The following is a 24969-nucleotide window of genomic DNA, read 5'->3' on the forward strand; positions in this document are numbered from 1 at the left end:
TCTCTATTTCAGGTAAAACAAAAAAAGGCTATATTCGCGATCACTCCGCAGAAACAAACTTATTTTTGCGTAGAGCACTGTTTGCATTTGTCGTAATTATACTACTAATTTTTGTATTATTAGCCAATTTAGCTGATTTGCAAATATCGAATTTTAGTTATTACAGCACCAAATCGAACAATAATCGTATTGAAATTATTCCTATTCCTCCAAGTCGCGGTATGATTTATGATCGTAATGGCACGCCATTAGCGATAAATAATATTACCTATCAACTTAATATTGTTCCTGACAAAACTAAAAACCTTAATGAGCAATTTGAACAATTAAAAAAGATTGTTGATTTAACTGATGAAGATATTGAAAACTTCCAAAAGGAGCGAAGAAATTATCGATCTCATCGTCCTGTACCACTTAAAGAAAACTTAACCGAAAAACAAATTGCTCGGTTTATTGTTGATCAGCATCGATTTCCTTTTGTATCGATTGTAAAAATTCAACATCGATATTATCCATACGGTGCTTCACTTACCCATATTCTTGGTTATATATCTAAAATAAACAGTCAAGATAAGCAACGTCTAGAAGAAGAAAATAAAGCTAGCAATTACGTGGCTACCTTTAATATTGGAAAAATGGGGATTGAACGATATTACGAAGATGTTTTACATGGCACGGCGGGTAACGAAAAGGTTGAAGTCAATAGCCGAGGTCGTATTGTTCGCTTACTTGAACAACATCCACCACAAGCGGGTGAAGATATCTATTTATCCATTAATCTCAAATTACAACTCTATATTGAATCACTGCTTGCTGGCCGTAAAGCATCGGTTGTTGCTATTAATCCAAATAATGGTGAAATATTAGCAATGGTATCAAGCCCAAGTTATGATTCAAACGACTTTGTAGGTGGTATTTCAAGTAAGAAATATAGTGAGTTACTTAATGATCCAAGTAAACCACTATTTAACCGTGCCTTGCTCGGTGCTTATCCCCCAGCTTCAACTGTTAAACCATTTATTTCGATAGCAGCATTAAGTGAAGGCGTTGTTTCACCAAAAAGTGTGGTTAACGATCCTGGTTGGTGGCAATTACCGGGTACTGAAAGACGTTATCGAGACTGGTTAAAATGGGGACATGGTCATGTCGATGTATTACGAGCGATAGAAGAATCAGTAGATACCTATTTTTACCAAGTTGCATATGACATGGGGATAGATCGCTTAAATTTATGGATGACTAAGTTTGGTTATGGCCAGCGAACAGGCATTGATATTTCGCCTAGTGAAGAGACACGAGCTGTCATGCCAAGTCGTGAATGGAAATTAAAACGCCATAAAAAATCTTGGTTACAAGGAGACACTATTCCTGTCGGTATAGGTCAAGGTTATTGGACAGCAACGCCAATGCAAATGGCTAAAGCATTAACTACACTAATTAATAATGGTAAAACCTATACACCACACTTTTTATTATATAAAAAGAGCGACATTATCAATACCAATCAAAATCAACCACTGATTGATCCATCAAAATATATTGAAAAAAACAGTCTTGTTGATGTTAATCCAACCTATTGGGCATTAGCAAAAGAAGGTATGCACCGAGTAATGTTTGGTGCTCGAGGCACCGCGCGTAAAGTTTATGCAGGCGCTAAATATCAAGCCGCGGGTAAATCAGGTACTGCTCAAGTTTATGGTTTAAAAGAAAACGAAACCTATAACGCACATAGAATACCTGAACATTTACGCGATCATGCTTTATTTATTGCTTACGCACCTTACGATAAACCGAAAATAGCCTTAGCGATTGTTCTAGAAAATGGGGGAGGAGGAAGCTCCAACGGTGGTGCAGTCGCACGTAAGATACTAGATTATTATCTTGAAGGTGATAACTCAACGGAATTAAACGATGAATCACCTAATACAGGACATGAAGATTAATGATGAATAATATTAAGAAATCTTTTTGGCAAAAGATACATATCGATCCGCTTTTTTGCTTATTTATCTCTTTACTACTTGGTTATAGTCTTTATATTCTATGGAGTGCTAGCGGCCAAGATATAGATATGATGCAAAAAAGAGTGATCCAAATATTACTTGGTTTTTTTGTGATGATTGTCTTTGCACAGTTTTCACCAAGAAGTTATGAACAGTGGGCACCTTATCTTTATATTGCCTGTATTTTTATATTACTATTGGTTGATATTTTTGGCTACACCAGTAAAGGCGCTCAACGCTGGTTAGACTTAGGAGTTATTCGTTTTCAACCCTCAGAAATTGCTAAAATTGCTGTTCCTTTAATGGTAGCTAAATTTATTCATCGTGATGGTTGCCCTCCACCACTAAAAACGACCTTACAAACATTAGCTATTATCGGTGTGCCAACACTATTGGTGGCAATGCAACCCGATTTGGGAACTGCTATTTTAATTGTCATGTCTGGTATTTTTATTATCTTTTTGGCTGGTATTAATTGGCGATTTATTCTTGTTGCTTTGATATTGTTGGCTATCTTTGTACCGATTATGTGGTTCTACTTAATGCACGATTATCAACGTGAACGAGTATTAACGCTAATTAATCCTGAACGTGACCCTAATGGTACTGGCTATCATATTCTTCAATCTAAAACAGCAATTGGATCAGGTGGAATATGGGGCAAAGGCTGGCTAGAAGGTACCCAGTCACAGTTAGAATTTTTACCTGAACGCCATACTGATTTCATTTTTTCAGTCATCGCAGAAGAGTTTGGCTTTATTGGCTCGATTATTTTGCTGGTCTTATTCTTATGCTTAATAATTAGAGGTTTGATTATTGCTTCTCAAGCACAAACGACTTTTGGCCGAATCCTTTCTGGTGGTTTAATTTTGGTCTTTTTTGTCTATGTATTTATTAATATCGGTATGGTCAGTGGAATATTGCCAGTAGTTGGTGTACCATTACCACTAATAAGTTATGGTGGCTCATCATTAGTCGTTTTAATGGCAAGTTTTGGCATTATGATGTCTATTCACACTCATCGATATATGTTATCTAAAAACATTTAACGGAATTTTTATAAATGAAAAAGAAATTTAAATTATCTTTTGGATTATTAGTGCTCGCAATATGTTCTTCTGCTTCTGCGGAAATGGCTTTTCCTATACCGGCTATTCCACAACTAGATGCTGAAGCGTATATTTTAATGGATGCCAAATCTGGCGAAATTTTAGCGCAATATAATGCGGAACAACAACGTGATCCAGCAAGTTTAACTAAAATGATGACAAGTTATGTTGTTGGTCAAGCCTTAGAATCAGGCCGAATTAAAAATGATGATATGGTATTAGTGAGTAAAGATGCTTGGGCAACAGGTAACCCAGTATTAAAAGGCTCATCATTAATGTTTTTAGAAGTCGGTAAGACTGTTTCGGTCTCTGATTTAAATAAAGGTATCATTATTCAATCGGGTAACGACGCATGTATTGCTATGGCTGAACATGTTGCAGGTAGCCAAGGTGCTTTCGTTAATTTGATGAATGAATATGCGAAAAAAATTGGATTACAACACACTCATTTTGAAACTGTGCACGGACTTGATGCACCGGGTCAATATACCACAGCTAAAGATATGGCGTTGTTAGGTCAGGCTTTAATCCGTGACTTACCAAAAGAATATGCAATTTATAAAGAAAAAGAATTTACCTACAATCTTTCTAAACCTCAAATGAATCGTAATGGATTACTTTGGGATACTACATTAAATGTAGATGGCATTAAAACTGGACATACTAACGCAGCCGGTTATAACCTTGTTGCTTCTGCTGTTGATGGTAATACACGTTTAATTTCAGCGGTATTGGGTGGTCGAACATTTAAAGGTCGTGAAGAAGAAAGTAAAAAATTACTTACGTGGGGATTCAGATTCTTTGAAACGGCAAATCCAGTAAAACCCAATGATCCACTCGCGATTGAGTCAATTTGGTATGGTGATGAAAATAAAGTTAAATTAGGTGCGATCAATGGCGCTTATATCACAGTGCCAAAAGGTCGTTCATCAGATGTTAAAGTGCAATATACCATTGATGATTACATTTATGCACCAATAACCAAAGGAACCGCGGTTGGTAAAATTCAATTTTTATTGGATGATAAAGTTATCAATGAACAATCTTTAGTTGCGCTTGAAAATATTGAGGAAACTGGATTCTTCGGCGGCATTTGGGATTGGATATGTTTACAATTCCATAAATTATTTAATTAATTTTTTCTTAATAACCGCTGTGTGACTTTTGTTTACGCAGCGGTTTTTTATTTTAAGCAAAATTTGATTTTATCAAGCATTAATTATCTCTAATTTAGGCGTTCAAAAACCCCGTTCCTCAACTTTTTTTACTAAGTAGATACATCAGCAAGATAGATTAAGATGCGAGAAATTGTTGAAAAGATCTGTTCTAAAATTGATTCGACAAACAATGGTAAAGCAGAAAATAGATACGATAACATCGTTAGCCCACATAATAATGTAAGCGGGTAGCCGACCACAAAAATTGATAGTTGTGGTGTAAATCTATTTAATAAGCCCAATGACAGATTAATAATAAGTAATAATGTCATTAATGGTAATGCCAACATAATACCGTTATTAAATAATAGACCCGTTATTTCGATTAAGGCTAAATAGCCGTTTTGTTTTAAAGGATAGACCGTAATAGGAATGATATCAAAACTGTTAGCTAATCCGTAAAGTAACCATAAATGACCATCTAAACTAAGAAATATCAACATAGCAATAATATTAATTAAACGTGATAATACCGAGGTTGATGGACCGCTGATAGGATCATAAAAAGTGGCCATTCCTAATCCCATTTGCATACTAATTAACTCCCCCGAAAATCTAACCGTCATAAAGGTAAGTTGTATTGCAAAACCAATTAGGATGCCAATCATGATTTGCTGAGCAATAATCCAGATGCCCATTAATGAATAAAGGGTAAGGTTGTCGTCTAACTTTGGTAAAGGTAACACAATGACAATAAGTATTGCTAAACCTATTTTTACACGGTTTGGTACTTCTTTTTCGCCAGTGATTGGTGCGACCATAATTAAAGCTAAAATACGAACAAAAGGGAGAAAACTTGATTGAACCCAAGCAAAAAAATCAATATTCAATAGATCGACAATAGCTAAATCCATTAAGGTTAACTTGTTAGGTTGGGAATGCTAGTGATGACAAGGCGAATATAGTCGATCATTGTGGTTAGCATTGATGGACCTAAAATAATTAATACTAGGATAACAGCCAAAATTTTTGGGATGAAAGATAACGTCATCTCATTAATTTGGGTTGCTGCTTGTAGTAAACTGATGATTAATCCTGTGACCAGTGCCGCTATTAATAAAGGACCAGCAAGCGATGCTGCAACCTTGATGGCTTGTATGGCGAAATGGCTAATATATTCAGATGGCATTATATTCCTTTACTTTAACTAAAAAAACTTTGTGCTAACGAGCCTAATAGTAAGTGCCAGCCATCAGCTAATACAAACAACATAATTTTAAATGGTAGAGATACCGTTGCGGGTGGGACCATCATCATCCCTAACGCCATTAAGGTACTGGCGACAACTAAATCAATTACTAAGAAAGGAATAAACAGTGTAAAGCCAATTTGAAAAGCGGTTTTGAGTTCACTAACGATAAAAGCCGGCACCAAAATTCGTAGTGGGATATCTTCACGAGTTTGAATTTCATTCGTATGAGACATATTTACAAATAACCCTAAATCGCTTTCACGAGTCTGAGAGAGCATAAATTCACGAAGCGGTTTTGTTGCTTCATTTAACCCTTCTTGCATGGTGATTTGTTGTTTCGAATAAGGTACATACGCCTCTTGATATATTTTATCGAGTGTTGGTGACATGATAAAAAATGTCATAAATAACGCAATGCCTATTATCACTTGATTAGGTGGTGCAGATTGTGTGCCAAGTGCACTTCGCAATAATCCTAATACAATAATGATCCGAGTAAAACTCGTCATTAGTAGTAGAATAATTGGGATAAAAGTGAGTAAAGTTAAAAAGACTAAGGTTTCAACAGGTAAAGACCAACTTTGTCCTTCTTGATAGGGTGTTTGAGAAACAATTGTTAATGGTGATAATTGAGCAAAACTACATTGACTAAAAAACAGTACGTTTAGCAAAATAATATGTATTAACCGCACTATCTTACCTCTTGTCTAACACAGATTGTAATATCTGATTAAACAGGTTACTTTTTGACAATTGCTCAACCTCAGCGGGCTCAGCTAATAACATTTCAGTGCGTTGTTCATTTATGGTGTGCAGTAATGTCATTTGTTGTGCAGTAACACCAACTACCAGTAATTGATGATCAACATAAACCAGAAGAATGCGCTCTTTAGCACTTATATTATAAGTTGCTTTAATATCAATGAATTGTTTCGTAGACTTTTTCCAACCAATTCGTTTTATTATCCATGCTAAAAATAAGATAACAGCAATTACACAAAAAAATGCCATGCCGATCTGGCTATATAGGCTTGATTCTACTGGAATGGCGGATAAATTTTGGTTCATGGTTATCTCATTTTTAACGGCTTAATCTACGAACACGTTCTGATGGAGTAATAATATCGGTAATTCGTACTCCATAATTATCTCCAACTACAACGATTTCACCTTGCGCAATTAAATAGCCATTAATAAGGATGTCTAAAGGTTCACCAGCTAAACCGTCTAAGGCTATAACTGAACCCTGAGTTAAATTTAAAAGATCTTTAATGGCCATTTTGGTTCGACCAAGTTCTACGCTTAGATTAACTGGAATATCTAGGATAAGGTTAATATCTTGCTTTTTTACGTCTGTTGGTTGTGGTGAAAGGGTTTCGAAAATAGCTTCTTTCATTATTGATTCATCACTAATATTTAGTTGGCTATCATCACTTGGTATATCACTCATTGAACACTCCTTCATTCAATTGTTCTAAAACTGGATTGCTTATCTGATCTACTTGGATTGCATATTGTTTATTTACGCTACCATAATGACCTTTTAATACTGGTACACCGCCAATGGTGACATCAAGGCTTGTTGGTTTTTCGATATCCAAAATATCACTGACTTTTAATGCTAATAATTTGGCAACAGTTGTTTGTATGTTTGTAAAGTTTGCGACTAACTCAACGGTTGATTGTTTAATACCACTCGTCAGTGAGCTCATCCACACGTTATCATCTTGGTGAGTTTGGTTTTCTATCGGTGGTTTAATTAATAGCTCTTTAATTGGTTCAACCATTGCATAAGGAATACATATGCAAAATGTTCCTTTAAAATTACCAATTTCGACTAAAAATGATGAAGTTAACACAACATCGTCAGGCGAGCTGGTAATGTTGGTAAATTTGCTTTCTACTTCAGAGCGGATGTATTCAGTTTCAATGTTGTATACGTCAATCCAGGAACTTTGATAAGTAGTTAATGCTAGACCTAATACTCGTCGAATAATCTCTTGCTCAGTATGAGTAAACTCTCGTCCTTCAGTATCAACATTAGTAGTATGGCCATCCCCACCAAAAAGAGTATCAACAACAATAAATACTAATTCAGGTGAAAATGAAAATAAGCAACTTCCCCGCAAAGGGTTAAGATGAACTAAATTTAAATGATTGGTTGCTGAAACATGTGAAAACTCTTTAAACGTTTGGGGTTCAATGGGTGAGGTTATAACATCAGTATTTCGGCGTAATAAATTAAATAATCCAATTCTAAATTGACGTGCAAAGCGTTCATTAATAATCTCTAACGCGGTTAGTCTTTCAGGGATAAAGCTATGTTTAACTGATATATCATAAGGCTTAACTTCAGTCCGTTTACTTTGTTGTAAATGATAATTTTGCTCAGCATCATTTTTTATGCTGGCTGAATTATTTTGTGAATGCAAAGATTCACTTTTATCGGTATTAGGTTGAAGCTTATCAGACATGATAATTACCTTACAATGAAATCAGTAAATAGAACTTCATCAATTTTTACTGAATGTTTTGCATCATATTGGCGAGATAATGCCATTTTTATCTGCTCTTGTAATTCAAGTTTGCCTGACTCTTTCTTTAAATTATTAACGTATTGTTTTGAAGTTAACAAAAGTACGTCACTTCTTACTTCAGGAAGATAATCTAATAAAACGGTTTTTTGTTCTTCATCAGCGACGCGTAACACCATACCTACGTATAGAATTTTATTGATTTCTAAATTTTCTTTAGATGGTGGAAGTGAAATTGTGAAAGGTTTTAATGTTAAAAAAACCGGTGATAACACTTCTGGTTCTACATGGGGCGTCGTTTTAGGAGAATCTTGTAACCATAAATAAGCAGCAAAACCTGTTGCTAAAAGGGTAATTAAAATAAGTACTAGATTTAAAATACTTATTTTTTTCTTGGTAGTTTGCATATTTATTATTGTCTCAATGAAAATTAATGAAATGTCTATTTAAATAGCCAAAAATTACCAAAATAATAAATCATGCTTTGAGAATTAATTGGAAGAATAGGCAGTAAAAATATGACCTATTCAACCTTTTTAATCTCTAGCTATCAAAACATGGTACTGTTTCAAATACTATTATTTAGGCAAAAATACTTAATCCTGATTGAACAATGTTTGATGGATGATCAAGTTCATGAAGTGTTTGATTTTTATCGTCCATTAATTGCTCTATTTCAAACTCTTGTTTATAAGGTGATGAGGAGTCATTCATCATTGAAAAATCACTAATATCGGTCTGCTCTAACATAATACCTTGTTCTTCCAATGAAGTTCTTAATTGAGGTAAAGCTGATTCTAACACGCTTTTAACCATATTATGTGCAACAGCCATGTGAAGGTTCATTTTGTCATCAACTATTGCCAATTTAATATGCAGTGAACCCAATTCTTCAGGGTGTAATTTGATTTCCGCATTTTGGATACCTTGACGACAAACGAGACTAATTTTTTCGTTTAATGTTTTTTGCCATTCAGTAATATCCATTGGCATAGGTAAATTTATATTTAACGTTTTTTGACTTTCAATTAATGGTGTTGATGTGGTTAATTGATTTGGGTTATGGACTAGTAATGTAGGTTCTTGTTCAAAGTAGTTAATATCAAAATTGGTGATAGGTAAATCGATATTATTATTTTGAATATTAGTAAGAGTTGGTAATGGTTGATTTGAGGTTTTAACTGAATTTATATTGGTTGATATATTATGTTCATCATTCGTTAGCAAACTCGTTTGTTTATTTGGCTTAATGATTACTTGTTCACTACTATTAATAATAGTTAGAATTTCTGCTGCTTTTTCATCTACATTGATATCATCAGAAACAGGTGCCTTTAAAAGTATATCATTAGCTGTAGTATTAATTTTTAATTCACGTATTGCTGGCTGTTCAGTATGCTCATTATTAATTATAGGCTGTTCATCGACTTGCAAAGTTAGTAGTGGTGTAAATAGTGTGAATAATTCATCACTATCTTCCTCTTCTTGATCATCTAATTGATGATCGAGTTTGTTCTCGAGAATATTAGCTTTGGTTAGGCTATTATTTTCGCCTTGTTTTTCATTAAACTGTAATAAAAGCTGAAAAAAATCGTCTTCAATAATTGATACTTCATTCAATTCTATAGGTGATATTAATGGGATATCACTAAATTGATTAATATTCATTCAACATTCTCCTTGCTAACTGCTGCTGTGCAAATTCATCGGTTAATTTTTGTTGTAAACGGCTTTGCTGTAGCAGTAGTTTTTTATCTTGTTTATCCAATAATGTGGTGTAAGTATTGAGACTTTTTTGTGATTGATTTAGCTCATTGGTGATCTGTTTTTGTTTAATTTCTAAAGTTAACAATAACTTTTTTTGTTGTGTGATCCCTTGCTCAATAGCAGTAATAAAAGCATTAAAATTGTTCAGTTCTGATCCTGTAATGCCAACTGATAACGCTTTATTTAAGCGCTGTTGGTACTCATTATAGTAATCATTTAATACATTTAGTTGTGATTGAGCATTACGCTTATTATCATGCGCATTTTTTAATTTAATCAATTTGTCGTCGACTGATTTTTCAGCTAACTTTTTTAATGTTAAAAAGGCAAATTTACCATTATATTGATTGGCCATTGTTCTTTCCTAAGTTTGAATCAACAATTCTTGCTAACTGTTGATAAGCGTCTTGATAACTACAATGTTCATAAATTCCTTGTTGTAAAAATTGTTGCATAGCAGGAAAAAGCGTTATTGCCTTATCTAATAAAGGATCGGTTCCTGCTACATAAGCCCCAACATTAATTAAGTCACGATTTCGTTGGAAACTTGAAAATAATTGCTTAAATAACCGTGATTTTTTTTCGTCTTTGGTTAGTTCTGTCATCACGCGACTTATTGATGCTTCAATATCAATAGCTGGATAATGACCTGATTCGGCAAGAGAACGGGATAAAACAATATGTCCGTCGAGAATTGCTCTAGCTGAGTCAGCGATAGGATCTTGCTGGTCATCACCTTCGGTTAGCACGGTATAAAAAGCGGTAATAGCGCCTTTGCCTTCTGCGTCATTACCGGCTCTTTCAACTAATGCTGGTAATTTTGCAAATACTGAAGGAGGATATCCTTTAGTCGCTGGTGGTTCACCGATCGCTAAGGCTATTTCACGTTGTGCCATGGCGTATCGTGTTAATGAATCCATAATGAGTAATACATTAAATCCTTGGTCACGAAATTTTTCAGCAATTTTAGTCGCGTAGGCTGCACCTTGTAGACGTAATAATGGCGATACATCAGCAGGCGCGGCAACAACAACAGATCGAGCTAAGCCCTCTTCACCTAAAATATTTTCAATAAAATCTTTTACTTCTCGACCTCGTTCACCGATTAAACCAACCACAATAATATCGGCTTTGGTGTATCTTGCCATCATGCCAAGTAAAACACTTTTACCAACGCCTGAACCTGCAAAAAGCCCCATTCGCTGACCTTGACCAACGGTTAATAATGCATTGATTGCACGAATGCCAACATCGAGAACTTGATGAATTGGTGTTCGGGTTAGCGGATTTAGTGTTTTATTAATTAATCCTTCATATTCGATATCTTCAGGTAATGGTTTGCCATCGAGAGGTTTTCCCATTGCATCGACAACTCGGCCTAATAACCCCATACCAATTGGTAAAACTTTGTGGCTAAAATGTGTTAAATCGTATTGTGATGTATAAACTCTTGCATCGAGTAATATACCGTCTGTTGATTCAAACGGCATGAGGTATAGTGTTTTTCCCTTAAAACCAATTACTTCACACTCAACAGCTTGGATTTTGCCATCTAATTGTCGTTCAACAAAACAGTTGGATCCTAATGGTAGTTTTAAACCAATAGCCTCTAGAACAAGACCAGACGCTTTAACCAATCGACCATATTGACGAATTAAAGATGCAGACTCTAATTTCTGTTTAGCACTATCAATTTTAGTTTCCCATTGTGTACAAAAACTCACCTTAACGCTCATCTCCATGCACTGTGTCTGAAATAATTTGCCAGTGATTGTTTATACTTGCGTCGATCTCATTTGTTTGAGTAAATATTTTGCAGCCACCTAATTCTATATTTGCATCGGTAATAAATTGCCATTCGTTTTTTAGTTGATCATCTAGTAGTGGTTCTAGCCATAAAAAATCATTCGGATTGATTCGAACCACTATCGGTGGGTTGGCAATTGCATTTTGTTCAATTAATGACTTGATCGAATGCATTAATTGTTTTTGTTTTAATTTGGATAACGAACCAACAGTTTTTTCAGCGGCAAGTAAAGCGAGATCAAATAGCTTCGGTACAATTTTTTCATCAATTTGATTAATTGACTGCTGAAAATGAATTGCTAGATTTTTGATGGATTCAACAGTATTTAATTTTTCTTCGTTTATCTGTTGTTCTATTTTCTCCAGGCCTTCTTGTTGGCCTATTGTTAACCCTTCCTCATACCCTGTTTGTTTACCAATATTGAAACCTTCTTCTTTACCTAGATTAAAGCCTTCTTGATAGGCTTCTTCTCGTGCTTGTTGTTTGATATTTTCAAGTTCTAGCGTTATTTCAGGGCTATTAATATCAATAAAATTGGTATCGGCCTCATCGACTATTTCAAGTTCTGGTTCACAATCTTCTAGCTCATCGGTTTGAGGAATGAGTGGTGATGATTCTGCTAAATCTTGAAAGTGTAATGGTTTCCAAGTTAAGGTATTAGCTTGATTATACATATTCATCATCACCGCTACTTAAGATCATCTCACCGGTTTCAGCTAAACGACGAGCAATAACCAAAATTTTCTTCTGTTCGGTTTCAACTTGTGACAAGCGCACTGGTGGTCTGTTTTCTAAATCTTCACGTAATATAGATGCGGCACGTTGCGACATATTCGATAATAATTTTTCCCGTAATGGTTCTGTCGCACCTTTCAGGGCAATAATTAAGGTTTCATTATCCACATCTTTGAGTAGACGTTGGATACTTCTATCATCTACATCAACCAGATTTTCGAATAAGAACATTTCATCAATGATTTTTTGAGCTAACTCATTGTCATAATCACGTAATGCATTGATAACCAATTCTTCTTGTTGTGATTTCATCAGGTTGATGATTTCTGCTGCGGTGCGGATACCACCCATATTATTAAGTTTAATATTTTGTCCATGTAGTAAAGTTGATAACGATGTTGATAAAACTTCTAGCGCTGAAGGCTCTACTCCACCGAAGGTTGCAATACGTAGCATTACATCATTACGCAGATCATCATCAAATAGATTTAATATTTCAGCAGCTAAGTCACGATTTAAGTGAACTAAAATTGTGGCGATAATTTGTGGATGCTCTTTCTTAACCAAATCAACAGCTCTGGCCGCATCAACAAAGTTAAGCATTTTTAAGCCATCGGTAGTATCTTCAATATCGGTATCTAATAGTTCATCAAGTAGACGGCTGGCTTTATCACTACCAATTGATTTTTCGAGAACTTTTCGTAGATAGCCATTAGTATCGGTATTTAATACGGCACAATCATCAAGTGTGGTTTGACACTCATTAAGAATATTTTTGAGTTGTTCTTGTGTTAATTGTGGCAATCCCATCATGGCACTACTAATTTGTTGTACCTCTTTATGGTCTAAAAATTGCATTACTTTTGCAGCTAATTCTTCACCTAAAATCATTAAAATTGTCGCTGCTTTTTGAGATTCACTTAAATTCATTACTCGGTGTCCTTCTTGTTCATCCAACCACGAATAATGAGAGCCATTACACGAGGATCTTTTTCGACAATTTTTCGGATGTATTGCTGTTGTTGCATATTATCTTCAAAAATTTTCTGTTGCAGTTTACTGTGTGCTTTATAATCAAGCTTATCTTCAGCGCCCATCGTGCCGTCAGATTTATCCGTATTGAGGTATTGTCTTTGAATCTTAATCCATACCGAACGCAGTACTTTTCGCCATGCATACCATATTATTAAGATATAAATTAGATATTTAATTGCCGTTTTCAGCATGTCGTAAACTTCATGTTTTTGTAAAAAGGTGATGGCGTCATTTTCATCATCTATTTGATCTGTAAATTTCAAATTTGCCACCGTTAATGAATCACCACGCAAGTCTGAAAATCCCATAGCTTGACGTGCTAGCGCCTCAATATGAGTAAGCTCTTCTTTATCGAGTTTTACCCATTTTTCGACCGCTTCATTTTTTTGATTTTCTTCATTTGACGATGCAACTTCATTGATTGTCGCAAATTTGTAATTAACTAGAACCGCGACAGATAAGCGCTTGATACGACCTTCAGGAATTTTGCTATGAATAATTTGACGATTAACTTCAAAGTTCAACGTATTATTGGATTGTAAATGATACATTTTTTGCTTGTCGTCTTTATCTTTTGCTTCATTCTCTCCATCAATTGGTGCACTTGGTGTTGGTACTGGTTGGTTAGATAAAGCCCCTGGTACACCACCAATAGCATTGCTTGATGCTAATTGACGGTTTTCAACTTGCTGCTTACTGCGAATGGTTTGATTGTTAACATCGCTATTAGGATCATAGATTTCGGATGTTGATTCCTGACGGCTAAAGTCAATGTCAGCATTAACTTGAACTTTAACATTTTGTTTACCTAAAATCGGTATAATGATTTTTTCTACGCGTTCACGCACCAAATTTTCGATTCGTTCACTATATTCTAATTGGGCAACATTAACGTTAGTATCGCGGTATTTTTCTCCAGTCAATAAATTACCGTTTTGATCGATGATAGTGACTTTATCCGCTTGTAATTCCGGCACACTACTTGAAATTAAGTGGATAATAGCGTCAATTTGACCTTGAGATAGCGAGCGACCAGGTAATAAAGTTAATGCGACTGATGCAGAAGGGAATTTTCTTTCTCTAACAAATAAAGAGGGTTTTGGCATAGCTAAATGCACTCTGGCATCATCAACACTACTAATGATTGAAATCGTTCTGGATAATTCGCCTTCTAATGCTCGTTGATAATTGATTTGTTCATTGAACTGGCTCATTCCAAAACTTTCTTTATCAAGCAGTTCAAAACCGATAGCACCGCCTTTAGGTAAACCTTGTTGAGCAATTCGTAGGCGAGTATCATAAATTTTATTTTCGGGAATTAAGATCGTTGTACCGGATGATGAAAACTTATAAGGAATATTCATCTTATCAAGTTGGCTAATGATTTCACCGCCATCTTTATCATTCAAATTACTAAATAGCACACCGTAATCATCACTCTTAAGCCATAAATAGGTGATACTACTTATAGCTATTACGATCACTCCTACAATAAGGAGCAGCATTTTTCGATTTTGTTTTAATTGATTGATAAATGGTAACTTATTCAATATTGATTCGCCTTTGTTACCTACTGACTGGCTATCCATATGTATCCTAATTCTAAACAGGTTAGATTAATTCTAGGGTCTATTATCTGTGTATTTATAAAAATCAATAGCTAAAAAAGCACATGCTTTACCCTTTAGTTATCGCTTTTAGATTGTTATCTTTGTGATAATTTAAGCGGTAATTTTATTAAGATGAATATAATTAATATGATGAACAGTATCGAGGCTTTTAATCCGGCAACTAAATTGGATTTTTCTTCGAATCAACAGGTAAGTAAAGAGCAAAATTTTGTTGCTGAATTAAAAATGGCATTAGATAAAATTAGCCAAACTCAAATTGAGGCAAGTAAGCAAGCTAAAGCTTTTGAAATGGGTGAACCTAATGTTTCATTAAATGAAGTAATGGTTAATATGCAAAAGTCTTCGGTTTCATTGCAATTTGGCGTGCAAGTTAGAAATAAGTTAGTAGCCGCGTATCAAGAAATCATGAATATGAATGTTTAATTTATTAATGATTCTATTTGTTTAAAAATCGTCATTCATTAGCTGCCAATTTTTATCAAAAATTGGTTTTCATCTATATTGTTAAAAAGTCAGCCTACTATTCACCTTTTATAACCTTAACAAGTTTAATTTAATAATAAAAAAAGTTTGAGGAGTGGGGTTTTTGGCACTTTAAAATCGCTAAAAACCCCGCTCCTCAATTATTTTTAGTCTATTTTTTTGATTACTTAGTGAATTATGTTAGGTTGGCAATTTTTTGGTAACTATCTATTTTAGTTTGATAATTAACCTGCTCGCCAATGAGTTTGGTAAGTTCACCATGCCGTAGATGTATTAATTGTTCTAATTGCTCTTGATAACCCAAAATATTATTGATATACATTCGAATAATATCTTGCTGAGGTAATGCTATAGTATCTGTAACATTTAGTTGGATATCTTTAGATAATTGGTGGTATTGAGCTTGCCAGCTGATTAATGATTCCCAGTTTTCTTTTTGTGCATTAATTAGCATTTGCTCAACAACATAATTAAGCTTTTCATATTGTTCTAATAATAAATTATTATTTAAAACTGATATTCCCATAACTATGCTATCTCCCGCCAAGCTTGAGCAATGTTATCAAGCAAATTAAAACAGACTTGCAGTTTGTCTTTATCATTATGTAAATTGGCTAAAACCAACTGCTGACTGATGTATTGATATAATTGATCTAAATTTTCGGCAATTTCACCACCTTGCTCTAAATCAAGTGAACTCTTAAGTCCATTATCTATAATATTAATTGCTTTCGAAATGGCTTGCCCTTTGCCTGCAATATTCCCTTTTTCTATATATAACTCAGCTAAACGAATAGCATTAAGTGCGCCCTCGAATAATAAAACAATAAGCTGATGTGGCGAAGCCTGATTAACACTCGTTTCTAAATTAACTTGCTTATAAGCTTGAACTCCCATTTTTATATTCCTTATTTTTTCATGTTCGCCATCATTTCGAATTGCGTGGTTAAGTAATTGCTCATACCATTTAATTCATTGATCAAGATATCTAATTTAGTAAACTGCACGCGATAACGTTCAATAGTTTGGTCAATAGAGTTGTTAACTTGATCATAGCGTTTATCTAATGATTTTAAGGTTGAGTTTAAGCCGTTAGTTGCGGTATCAATCATACCATCACTATCAATGAAGCTACTCACTTTGGCACATACTTCGTTAGCTATGCCTGTCGTTTCACCATCACCAATAAATAGCATGGCGACTGCTTCACTGTTTTCTTTGAGGGCTTTTTCTAATTCGTTTTCTTTAATAATTAGCTTGCCATTACTATCCATATTGATACCGATTTGAGCCAATACAGAGATTTCACCAGCTTGACCTTTCGAAAAGATAGATCGGATACTTTGATCTATATTACGTAGTGTTGAATCACCAACCAGTGGTCCATTATTACTATTTAATTCATCTGAATTGGCATCACTAGCAGTAAATTGAGTTAAGGCTGATATCGTTGATTGTAATTGATTAAATGCCTCCACCCACTCTTTAAGTGCCTCTTGGGTTTTTTCGTTATCCGCGGTAATAGTTAAATTTTGCGATGTGGTGGTTATTGCTTTTAAAGTGATATCAACGCCAGGGATGACATCTTTAACGGTATTTGATGCACTATTGACGGTAATACCATTAAAACTAAATTTAGCATCTTGCGCTTTAGCGATTTCGCTCATTGCTGATGAATCAGCTTGATTAATATCAAAACCAACTAATGAATTGAGTTTTTCATCATCGGATGATATTGAAGTTATAGTTTGTTGTTCACCTGTTTCTTTAGATGTGATAACCAGTTGATAGCTATCGGTTCCTGAACGAACAATTGTGGCATTAACGGGAGATTCACTGATTGAACCATCTTCATTAACCACTTTAGCTTGGTTAATTGCATTTGCGATTGATTCTAAGGATGTTTCATCTTTACCTAAAGTGACATTTAATTTTTGACCATTAGCTTGTTCGATGGTGATTGTTCGCGTTTCATTATTGTTACCTAACGCTGTTTGTTTATCGTTTATTGTATTAGTAGCAACGCTGTGTGCGCTAGCAATTTGTTGCACACTCACTGCATAATTACCTAATTGAGCATTGCTACTTACGTTAGTAGTAAAGTAGTTGTCATTGCCCGATACCGTTCTAGCTTGGAACAGCTCTTTTTTTTGTAGTTTTGCTGTTGCGCTATTAAATGTTGATAATGCACTTTTTAATTTGCCAAAACCGCTTATTTTATTATTAATTGTTTTTTGCTGTGCTTTTATTGGCGTAAGACGGTTTTTTTCTACCGCTTCTAATTGATCTAATACTTCATTTAAATCAATACCAGAACCAATCCCCAATATACTCATTGCCATGTTTTATTATCCTATTATAAATTCTTTCATCTCTTGTTTTATCGACTGATGTAATAAAAAGTTTAGATATTTTTACTAATAAATAATTAGGTTTTGGCAATGCATATATTGCTAGGCGATTTTATCTATTCAAAAACCAGTTATTTATTCAGTTATCAATGTTATATCCATATCAATTTTGCTCTGTAAAAAGATGTAGGTGACTTATCGCTGCTGGAGTTATAAATTATCTTTTTAATCAATGAGCTTTGATATTTTAGAGTGTTAAAAGCTAAATGTTTTTCTAAATGGTTTTAAGGATGGTGGGCGTAATTTAAAAATAAAATTAAGTAGTGATCTTTCTAATATAATTTCTATTATTAGTAAATATATTGCAATTATTTAAATAGATAGGAGTTTAGGCGCTTTTGCCGTGGCCTTTATTAAATAAGGCTATCAACTGTTTTTTACCGATTAATTTACATATGAAAATGTATTAGGACCTCTGATCGTTTTATCAAACTTAATTAGTTATTCGGTTTTATTCGACGACATAAAATAAAAATTAAAAAAATATTAAAGTTTCTTTTTTTAATACCGATAACTAAATCATCAGCAAAAGTATTGAATAATATTTTCAATATCTCGTTGATCTAACTAATCATATTAAAGGAGATAAAAATGGCACAGGTAATTAATACCAATACTATGTCTTTAATGGCAAGAAACAATCTGAATAATTCTCAAAGTGTTCTTGGAACTGCAATTGAGCGTCTATCATCAGGTATGCGTATCAACAGCGCTAAAGATGATGCAGCAGGTCAAGCAATCGCTAATCGTTTTTCTTCAAATATTCGTGGTTTAACTCAAGCTGCACGTAATGCAAATGACGGTATCTCTTTAGCTCAAACAACTGAAGGTGCATTAAACGAAATTAATAACAACGTTCAACGTATTCGTGAGTTGACTGTTCAAGCGGCAAATGGTACAAACTCTCAAAGCGATTTAGAATCAATTCAAAACGAAATTGATCAACGTTTAGAAGAGATAGACCGTGTATCTAAACAAACTGATTTCAATGGTACTAAAGTATTATCTGCTGATAAAACACTTAAAATACAAGTGGGTGCAAATGATGGTGAAACTATTGAAATCAATTTGAAAAAAATTGACAGTACTGAACTCGGTTTAGCTTCATTTAATGTTTCTTCAAGCCCAACAGCAGATCCTTTAAAAACACTTGATGCAGCATTATCAAAAATTGATGAATTACGTGGTGAGCTTGGTGCGGTACAAAATCGTTTTGAGTCAACTGTAACTAACATCAACAATACAGTAAATAACTTAAGCTCAGCGCGTAGCCGTATTGAAGATGCAGATTATGCTGAAGAAGTATCTAATATGACTCGTGGTCAAATTTTACAACAAGCAGGTACTTCAGTATTAGCACAAGCTAACCAAGTACCTCAATCTGTACTGTCTTTATTACAATAAAGTATATCTCTAGAATTTTACTTTAATTTTTATACTATAGTAATAATGGTATTTTTTAATACCATTATTGCTAATAATGTTAATTACCTATTTTTTAATACTTTATTCTTGCCATTAACTCAGTCAATTATCGTCATAATATTCCTTAGCATTTTTTACAATGGTTTAGGAAATGAGTGATAACCTGTATAACTCTCAGGGTGTAGTGAATCAAATCGATTGGCAACAATATATCTATTTAGTTCGTAATGAAGCGTTGAAATTAGCTGTTCGTTTACCAACGACGATTGAGCTTGATGACTTGTTACAAGTTGGTTATATCGGTTTATTAGAATGCATAAAACGTTATGATGCAGCACAAGGTTATACTTTTACTACATTTGCTATTCCTAGAATAAAGGGAGCAATGTTAGATGAGTTGCGTAGTCGTGACTGGCTACCAAGGCAAACACGAAAAAAAATTAAAGATGTCACTAACGCCATTAATGAATTGGAACAAATTTTAGGTGTCCCACCTAATGATCACCAGATAGCTGCACATCTGCAATTGTCTCTTACTGAATATCGCAAGGTGTTATTAGATTCAAATTATAGCCAAATCTGTTCTTACGATGAGATACAAAAAAAACTCGGCGATAATTTGGATGCGCTGATTGAGCTTGATTCCGATAACAATCCTTTTGCTTTTATTATTAATGATGAAATTCGCAATATTATTATTCAACAAATTGATAACTTACCTGAAAAAGAAAAAATGGTTTTAGCGCTCTATTATCAAGAAGAGTTGAATTTAAAAGAGATTGGAAAAGTGTTAGATATTAGCGAATCTCGCGTAAGTCAATTACATAGCCAAGCAATAAAACGAATACAAAGTAAAATTAATATATAAAAAACAGAATAAAACAGTAAAACATGAAAAAATAAATTGAAAATAAATCGAAATGATTTTTTTATTGACCTTTTGCTTTTAAAAATGTAACTTTAAGTGAAAAAAAACGAATTAAGATATTTTTTACTGATTTCGCATTTTTTTATGCGAGAAAAATATAAATTTTGGTGAGTAAATTGGGAAATATACAAGAAGACGATATTTTGAAATGTATACATCATTTAAATCTTTCAACGCTTTTATTAAGCCAAAGGATGATAGAGAAAGATAAAGTGATGGCAATGTATCGATTAGGAATTGATGAAAAAACCGCTGATATTTTGAGTAATTTAAGTGCTTCTCAAATGTTGGTTTTATCTGAAACCAATCAATTAACGTTTCAATTTCGATTTAAAAATTCAGCAATGATGGAAAAATTAACTGAAGAGTCTCGCGTTAGTGATATAAAGCAGATGCATACAGGGATCCTTCTATCAAGCTTACTTTTAGATTCTATTAATAAGTAGGTAAATGATAAAAATGAGTAGCAAAAGCATTATCCAAAAATATAAAGAAGTCCAATTAGCTATTCGATTAATTACACTCGGCGCTAGAATTCAAATGTTGGAGAGTGAAACCAATTTAAGCCGTGGAAAGCTGATTAAATTATATAAAGAAATCCAAGGATGCCCACCACCTAAAGGTTTACTTCCTTTTTCTACAACGTGGTTTATGACTTGGGAGCCTAATATTCATTCAAGCATGTTTTATAATGCTTACCGATTTTTAGTCAAGCATGGTACTAAATCTGGAGTTCATGCAATTGTTAAAGCTTATCAACTTTATTTAGAGCAATGTTCTCTTCATCACGATGAAGAGCCGGTTTTAGGCTTAACTCGTGCATGGATTTTAGTTAAATTTGTTGAAAGTAATGTTATGCAGCAATCGTGTTGCAAAGAGTGTAAAGGGCGATTTATTACACACGCTTACCAGCCACATAATAGTTTTGTTTGCAGTTTATGCCAACCGCCATCAAGGGCCGAAAAAAATAATAAAACGCATAAAGAAAGCCAAGCAAAATGCTTACAAGTTTTATCAATACCTAGTGCATTCAACTTAGTCACCGCAAATCAGGTAACGGTTTAGATAAGCAATTAATTAAAAAAGTTTAGTTACATTTTATAGAGATAAAGGAAAGCCAATGCTAATAATTATAGGATATATTGTTGTTATCGCTTCTGCTTTAGTTGGTTATGTGCTAAGTGGAGGGTATTTGGCAGTACTTTTTCAACCATTAGAGTTTCTGATAATTGGTGGTACAGCTATTGGTGCTTTCATTGTAAGTAATGAAAAGAAAGCAATAATTGCTACACTTAAATCGTTAGGTAGTTTATTTAAAACATCAAAATATAATAAAACTCTTTATTTAACATTAATTAATTTAATGTACACCATTTTAACTAAGATACGTCAAAATGGGGGGTTATCTATTGAAGAAGATATTGATAATCCAAAAGAGAGTGAATTATTTAAAAAATATCCACTTATTCTTGCCAATCCACAAATATGCGATTTTATCACTGATTATTTACGCTTAATGATTAGCGGAAATATGGAAGTTTATGAAATTGAAGCATTAATGAATGAAGAAATTGAGACGTATACCCATGAATTAGAAAAACCTGCAGATGCGATTTCTAGTGTGGGCGATGGGTTACCTGCTTTTGGGATTGTGGCTGCGGTTATGGGAGTGATTAACACATTAGCACAAGCAGATAGGCCTGCTAGCGAGTTGGGTGAACTTATTGCACATGCTATGGTTGGAACCTTTTTAGGAATTTTACTGGCTTATGGGTTTGTTTCGCCACTAGCTGCTTTATTAAGACAGAAGAATGCTGATACAGTAAAAATTTTAGAATGTACTAAAGTTATTCTTATTGCCAGTATGCATGATTATGCTCCACAGATTTGTATTGAATTTGGTCGAAAAACTATTTTTTCGCATGAGCGACCATCTTTCTTTGAATTAGAAAAATATATTCAAGAAGTGAAAGATAAAAATGCTAACCCAACAGAAAATAATGAATAATGAAAGATAAGCCAGTAAGAATAATTATTTCTAAAAAAAAGTCAGGGCATGGCGGTGGCCATCATGGTGGTTCGTGGAAGATTGCTTATGCAGATTTCATGACTGCTATGATGGCACTTTTTTTAGTCATGTGGTTGATAGCCAAATCCAGCCCACAAGAATTACAAGGAATTGCCGAATATTTCAGAACGCCATTAATACTAGGTCAAAATGGTGGTAAAAATATTAGCGATAGCGAAAGCCCTATTCCTGGTGGTGGCGATGATGTCAGTAAAAGTTTGGGCGAAGAGCAACAGAGCATAATAAATGAACAACCAATAGATCCCAATGTAGTTGAAAGAAATCAATTGATCGAAACTGCTCGTAAAATTTATGAGGCGTTTGAACTTGATCCTCGACTGCAAAAATTAGCTGCTAATCTTATTGTTGAGCTAACTGAAATGGGGTTAAGAATTCAGATTTTAGCAACTGATGATAAACCAATGTTTGATGTTGGTAGTGCAGTTATTCATCCTAATATGCAAGAAATTCTTCACGCTCTAGCACCAATAATAAACGATTTACCCAATAAGATGACCTTATCTGGGCATACTGATGAGCGCCAGTATATAACAGGTGATAGAGGTTATAGTAACTGGGAATTATCTGCTGATAGAGCAAATTCATCAAGACGAGAACTTATCGCTGCTGGATTAGATTCAAGCAAAATTATTCGAATTATTGGTTTAGCTGATACGGTTGGTTTAAACAATCCTAATTATAGTAAAGATGCTAATCGTCGTATTAGTATTTTAATTTTGAATAAGTCAGCTCAAAAATATATTGAAGATGAAAATACAATGACTGGAATAGATTTTTTAAAACAAGCAACTAAATCTGAACAATAGCATTGGAATTACTTAGGTTAAGCGTGTTAAAAAATTAAATTTCAATTATTTTCTAAAAATAACTAAAGTTTTATCTTTTTTATCCGATATAAGAATAACCCTTTAAGTTAATAATTTGATTATTGACTAAATATATTTAGGAGCTTTTATGTCAAATTCATTGATGAATACCGGTATTAGTGGATTAAATGCTGCGCAAAATATGCTTAATGTTATAAGCAATAATATCAGTAATGCGCATACCGTTGGTTACAATCGTCAACAACAAATTTTGCAACAAGCAAATGGCACTAAATATAATTATGGTTTTGTTGGTAACGGTGTATCTGTATCATCAGTTAATCGGGCATATAATAGTTTTGTGGTTGGCCAATTACGTCAATCTCAATCACAAAATGGCTCTATAAAGGCTTATTACAATGAATTGTCAAAAGTCGATAATTTATTAGCGGAGAATGATAATAGTATTTCCTCGCAACTAAATAGTCTGTTTGCAAGTTTAAATAAACTTTCTTCAAATGCGGGTGATGCCGCTTCCAAGCAAACAGTAATAAATGATCTTAGCTCGTTAGTCAGTCAGTTTAATAAAACGGAATTGAATTTAAAAAATCAGATTGCCAATATCAATACTGAAATTGTTAATAATGTTGATACCATTAACTCTTATACCCAACAAATTGCTGATCTTAACCAAAAAATAGCAAGATTACAGGCAGTAAGTGGTGGTCATGAGCCGAATGCATTGCTTGATGAACGCGATCAACTGGTTAATGAATTAAGCGAGATGATAGGCATCACCGTTACTGAGCAAAATGGACAATACAATATTTCACTACCTAATGGTTTAAGTTTAGTGCAAGGGTCATCGGCAACTCAGTTATCTGTACAGCCGTCTAAAGATGATCCTGCTTTAAATACAATTATTTACACTCATAATTCTGGTGCGACTCAAGAACTATCAAGTCAAAATATCGCATCAGGCCGATTAAATGGATTATTAGCTTTTCGTGATGGACCACTCCTAGAAGCTCGCAATCAATTAGGTTTGATTGCGTTAAATCTAGCAGAACGATTTAATGAAGTACACATGTCAGGGGTTGATATTAATGGCGAACCAGGTCAGAAATTATTTGATTATCATAGCCCAACTAGTATTGCTAACGCCCAAAATCAAGGTAATGCCACTGCTAAAATTAACTATAACTCAGTGACAGACGTCAAAGCATCTGATTATAAAATTGAGTTTGATGGTAACGATTGGGTCGTAACCAGATTATCTGATAACAAGCAAATTACCCCTCAAGTTGAAGATGGTAAGTTGTTGTTTGATGGGTTATCTATTGAAATAAATGGTGATCCAGTAGCGGGTGATAGTATCTTACTTAAACCTGTTGCAGATGTAGCATCATCACTCCAGCTACTAGTTAAGGATGTCAACAAACTAGCAACAGGTATTAATGATGATGAAAATGGTAATGGCGATAATCGTAATGTAGCTAAATTGCTTGATATCCAAAATGAAAAATTAATTAATGGCACTAAAACGTTAAATAGTGCTTATAACGCCTTAGTTAGTTATGTGGGAAGTGAAACACAGACAGCTAAAATTTCAGCGCAATCTAGTCATAATATTACTCAAGAAATTTATGAGCAAAATCAATCAATATCAGGCGTTAATATTGAAGAAGAATATATCTCTATGCAGGTTTATATGCAGTATTACCAAGCTAATGCAAAGATTATTGATGCGGCAACCACAATATTCGATACCATTTTAGGTTTAGCTAAATAATAGAA

27 protein-coding genes are annotated in these 24969 nt (G+C 34.0%); 11 read left to right on the forward strand and 16 right to left on the reverse strand.

All coding sequences use genetic code 11. The features are described 5' to 3' along the window. Positions 1-5 precede the first annotated feature (5 nt). The 3 genes from mrdA to J3U27_RS03780 are packed head-to-tail and all read left to right on the forward strand — an operon-like array spanning position 6 to position 4248. On the forward strand, positions 6-1943 hold the full coding sequence (mrdA, locus tag J3U27_RS03770) for a penicillin-binding protein 2 (RefSeq protein ID WP_370632650.1): 1938 nt from the start codon (positions 6-8) through the stop codon (positions 1941-1943). A 2-nt stretch (positions 1944-1945) separates the two neighbouring features. Continuing rightward, the gene (gene mrdB / locus J3U27_RS03775; RefSeq protein WP_267332171.1) at positions 1946-3052 is read left to right on the forward strand and encodes a peptidoglycan glycosyltransferase MrdB; all 1107 of its coding nucleotides are present in this window, start codon (positions 1946-1948) and stop codon (positions 3050-3052) included. A gap of 14 nt (positions 3053-3066) precedes the next feature. Further along, positions 3067-4248, forward strand: a complete 1182-nt coding sequence (locus J3U27_RS03780; RefSeq protein WP_267376857.1) for a serine hydrolase — start codon at positions 3067-3069, stop codon at positions 4246-4248. Between the two features lie 131 nt (positions 4249-4379). Here the strand turns inward: J3U27_RS03780 and fliR are convergent, their stop codons facing one another. The 13 genes from fliR to fliF all read right to left on the reverse strand — a co-directional run bounded on the left by fliR (position 4380) and on the right by fliF (position 14988). Further along, complete coding sequence (fliR, locus tag J3U27_RS03785; RefSeq protein WP_065561877.1) at positions 4380-5183, reverse strand: flagellar biosynthetic protein FliR; 804 nt, start codon at positions 5181-5183, stop codon at positions 4380-4382. Positions 5184-5188: 5 nt separating this feature from the next. Beyond that, positions 5189-5458, reverse strand: coding sequence for a flagellar biosynthesis protein FliQ (gene fliQ, locus J3U27_RS03790; protein WP_065561876.1), 270 nt, complete (start codon positions 5456-5458; stop codon positions 5189-5191). Between the two features lie 14 nt (positions 5459-5472). Further along, entirely contained in the window at positions 5473-6216 is a 744-nt protein-coding gene (fliP, locus tag J3U27_RS03795) for a flagellar type III secretion system pore protein FliP (RefSeq protein WP_267332238.1), read from the reverse strand. Between the two features lies 1 nt (position 6217). Next, the gene (gene fliO / locus J3U27_RS03800) at positions 6218-6589 is read right to left on the reverse strand and encodes a flagellar biosynthetic protein FliO (RefSeq protein ID WP_267376859.1); all 372 of its coding nucleotides are present in this window, start codon (positions 6587-6589) and stop codon (positions 6218-6220) included. 13 nt (positions 6590-6602) lie between these two features. Beyond that, complete coding sequence (gene fliN, locus J3U27_RS03805; protein WP_370632649.1) at positions 6603-6917, reverse strand: flagellar motor switch protein FliN; 315 nt, start codon at positions 6915-6917, stop codon at positions 6603-6605. Between the two features lie 46 nt (positions 6918-6963). After that, positions 6964-7995: a flagellar motor switch protein FliM gene (gene fliM / locus J3U27_RS03810; protein ID WP_267342399.1), complete on the reverse strand. Its 1032-nt coding sequence runs from the start codon at positions 7993-7995 to the stop codon at positions 6964-6966. Positions 7996-8000: 5 nt separating this feature from the next. After that, positions 8001-8462: a flagellar basal body-associated FliL family protein gene (locus J3U27_RS03815; protein ID WP_065561871.1), complete on the reverse strand. Its 462-nt coding sequence runs from the start codon at positions 8460-8462 to the stop codon at positions 8001-8003. A 175-nt stretch (positions 8463-8637) separates the two neighbouring features. Then, positions 8638-9723: a flagellar hook-length control protein FliK gene (locus J3U27_RS03820; protein ID WP_267376863.1), complete on the reverse strand. Its 1086-nt coding sequence runs from the start codon at positions 9721-9723 to the stop codon at positions 8638-8640. After that, positions 9713-10177: a flagellar export protein FliJ gene (fliJ, locus tag J3U27_RS03825; RefSeq protein ID WP_065561869.1), complete on the reverse strand. Its 465-nt coding sequence runs from the start codon at positions 10175-10177 to the stop codon at positions 9713-9715. Before fliJ ends, J3U27_RS03820 begins: the two co-directional genes overlap by 11 nt. Then, a complete protein-coding gene (gene fliI / locus J3U27_RS03830; RefSeq protein ID WP_416380533.1) occupies positions 10161-11558 on the reverse strand; it encodes a flagellar protein export ATPase FliI in 1398 nt (465 codons plus the stop codon). Before fliI ends, fliJ begins: the two co-directional genes overlap by 17 nt. Beyond that, positions 11548-12312, reverse strand: a complete 765-nt coding sequence (locus tag J3U27_RS03835; protein ID WP_267376866.1) for a FliH/SctL family protein — start codon at positions 12310-12312, stop codon at positions 11548-11550. The genes fliI and J3U27_RS03835 overlap by 11 nt, the downstream gene beginning before the upstream one ends. Next, positions 12296-13294 (reverse strand): flagellar motor switch protein FliG, encoded by a 999-nt coding sequence (gene fliG, locus J3U27_RS03840; RefSeq protein ID WP_065561866.1) that lies wholly within the window; start codon positions 13292-13294, stop codon positions 12296-12298. Before fliG ends, J3U27_RS03835 begins: the two co-directional genes overlap by 17 nt. Further along, on the reverse strand, positions 13294-14988 hold the full coding sequence (fliF, locus tag J3U27_RS03845) for a flagellar basal-body MS-ring/collar protein FliF (RefSeq protein WP_065561865.1): 1695 nt from the start codon (positions 14986-14988) through the stop codon (positions 13294-13296). The genes fliG and fliF overlap by 1 nt, the downstream gene beginning before the upstream one ends. Positions 14989-15159: 171 nt before the next feature. Here fliF and fliE point away from each other — a divergent pair, with 171 nt between their 5' ends. After that, positions 15160-15453 carry a flagellar hook-basal body complex protein FliE gene (gene fliE / locus J3U27_RS03850; protein ID WP_416380056.1) on the forward strand — a complete coding sequence of 98 codons (294 nt, stop codon included), beginning with the start codon at positions 15160-15162 and terminating at the stop codon, positions 15451-15453. A gap of 235 nt (positions 15454-15688) precedes the next feature. On the opposite strand, the gene fliT is transcribed toward fliE, so the two are convergent. The 3 genes from fliT to fliD are packed head-to-tail and all read right to left on the reverse strand — an operon-like array spanning position 15689 to position 17855. After that, positions 15689-16039: a flagellar protein FliT gene (gene fliT, locus J3U27_RS03855; protein ID WP_267337172.1), complete on the reverse strand. Its 351-nt coding sequence runs from the start codon at positions 16037-16039 to the stop codon at positions 15689-15691. Positions 16040-16041: 2 nt separating this feature from the next. Further along, a complete protein-coding gene (fliS, locus tag J3U27_RS03860; protein ID WP_065561862.1) occupies positions 16042-16410 on the reverse strand; it encodes a flagellar export chaperone FliS in 369 nt (122 codons plus the stop codon). Between the two features lie 11 nt (positions 16411-16421). Beyond that, the gene (gene fliD, locus J3U27_RS03865) at positions 16422-17855 is read right to left on the reverse strand and encodes a flagellar filament capping protein FliD (RefSeq protein WP_267376867.1); all 1434 of its coding nucleotides are present in this window, start codon (positions 17853-17855) and stop codon (positions 16422-16424) included. A gap of 660 nt (positions 17856-18515) precedes the next feature. Between fliD and J3U27_RS03870 the strand changes: the two genes are divergently transcribed. The 7 genes from J3U27_RS03870 to flgK all read left to right on the forward strand — a co-directional run bounded on the left by J3U27_RS03870 (position 18516) and on the right by flgK (position 24964). Further along, positions 18516-19328 carry a flagellin gene (locus J3U27_RS03870; protein ID WP_065562537.1) on the forward strand — a complete coding sequence of 271 codons (813 nt, stop codon included), beginning with the start codon at positions 18516-18518 and terminating at the stop codon, positions 19326-19328. Positions 19329-19500: 172 nt separating this feature from the next. Then, positions 19501-20217: an RNA polymerase sigma factor FliA gene (locus J3U27_RS03875; protein WP_267376868.1), complete on the forward strand. Its 717-nt coding sequence runs from the start codon at positions 19501-19503 to the stop codon at positions 20215-20217. Between the two features lie 185 nt (positions 20218-20402). After that, complete coding sequence (gene flhD, locus J3U27_RS03880) at positions 20403-20723, forward strand: flagellar transcriptional regulator FlhD (protein WP_141673924.1); 321 nt, start codon at positions 20403-20405, stop codon at positions 20721-20723. 13 nt (positions 20724-20736) lie between these two features. Beyond that, positions 20737-21342: a flagellar transcriptional regulator FlhC gene (gene flhC, locus J3U27_RS03885; protein WP_081299485.1), complete on the forward strand. Its 606-nt coding sequence runs from the start codon at positions 20737-20739 to the stop codon at positions 21340-21342. Between the two features lie 55 nt (positions 21343-21397). Continuing rightward, the gene (gene motA / locus J3U27_RS03890) at positions 21398-22285 is read left to right on the forward strand and encodes a flagellar motor stator protein MotA (protein ID WP_065733614.1); all 888 of its coding nucleotides are present in this window, start codon (positions 21398-21400) and stop codon (positions 22283-22285) included. Next, positions 22285-23172 carry a flagellar motor protein MotB gene (gene motB / locus J3U27_RS03895; RefSeq protein ID WP_267330843.1) on the forward strand — a complete coding sequence of 296 codons (888 nt, stop codon included), beginning with the start codon at positions 22285-22287 and terminating at the stop codon, positions 23170-23172. The genes motA and motB overlap by 1 nt, the downstream gene beginning before the upstream one ends. A 148-nt stretch (positions 23173-23320) precedes the next feature. Then, positions 23321-24964 (forward strand): flagellar hook-associated protein FlgK, encoded by a 1644-nt coding sequence (flgK, locus tag J3U27_RS03900; protein WP_267337174.1) that lies wholly within the window; start codon positions 23321-23323, stop codon positions 24962-24964. The last annotated feature ends 5 nt before the right edge of the window (positions 24965-24969 follow it).

Origin of the sequence: Gilliamella sp. B2911 (assembly GCF_026536965.1) — a bacterium.
GTDB classification, from domain to species: Bacteria; Pseudomonadota; Gammaproteobacteria; order Enterobacterales; family Orbaceae; genus Gilliamella; species Gilliamella apicola_E.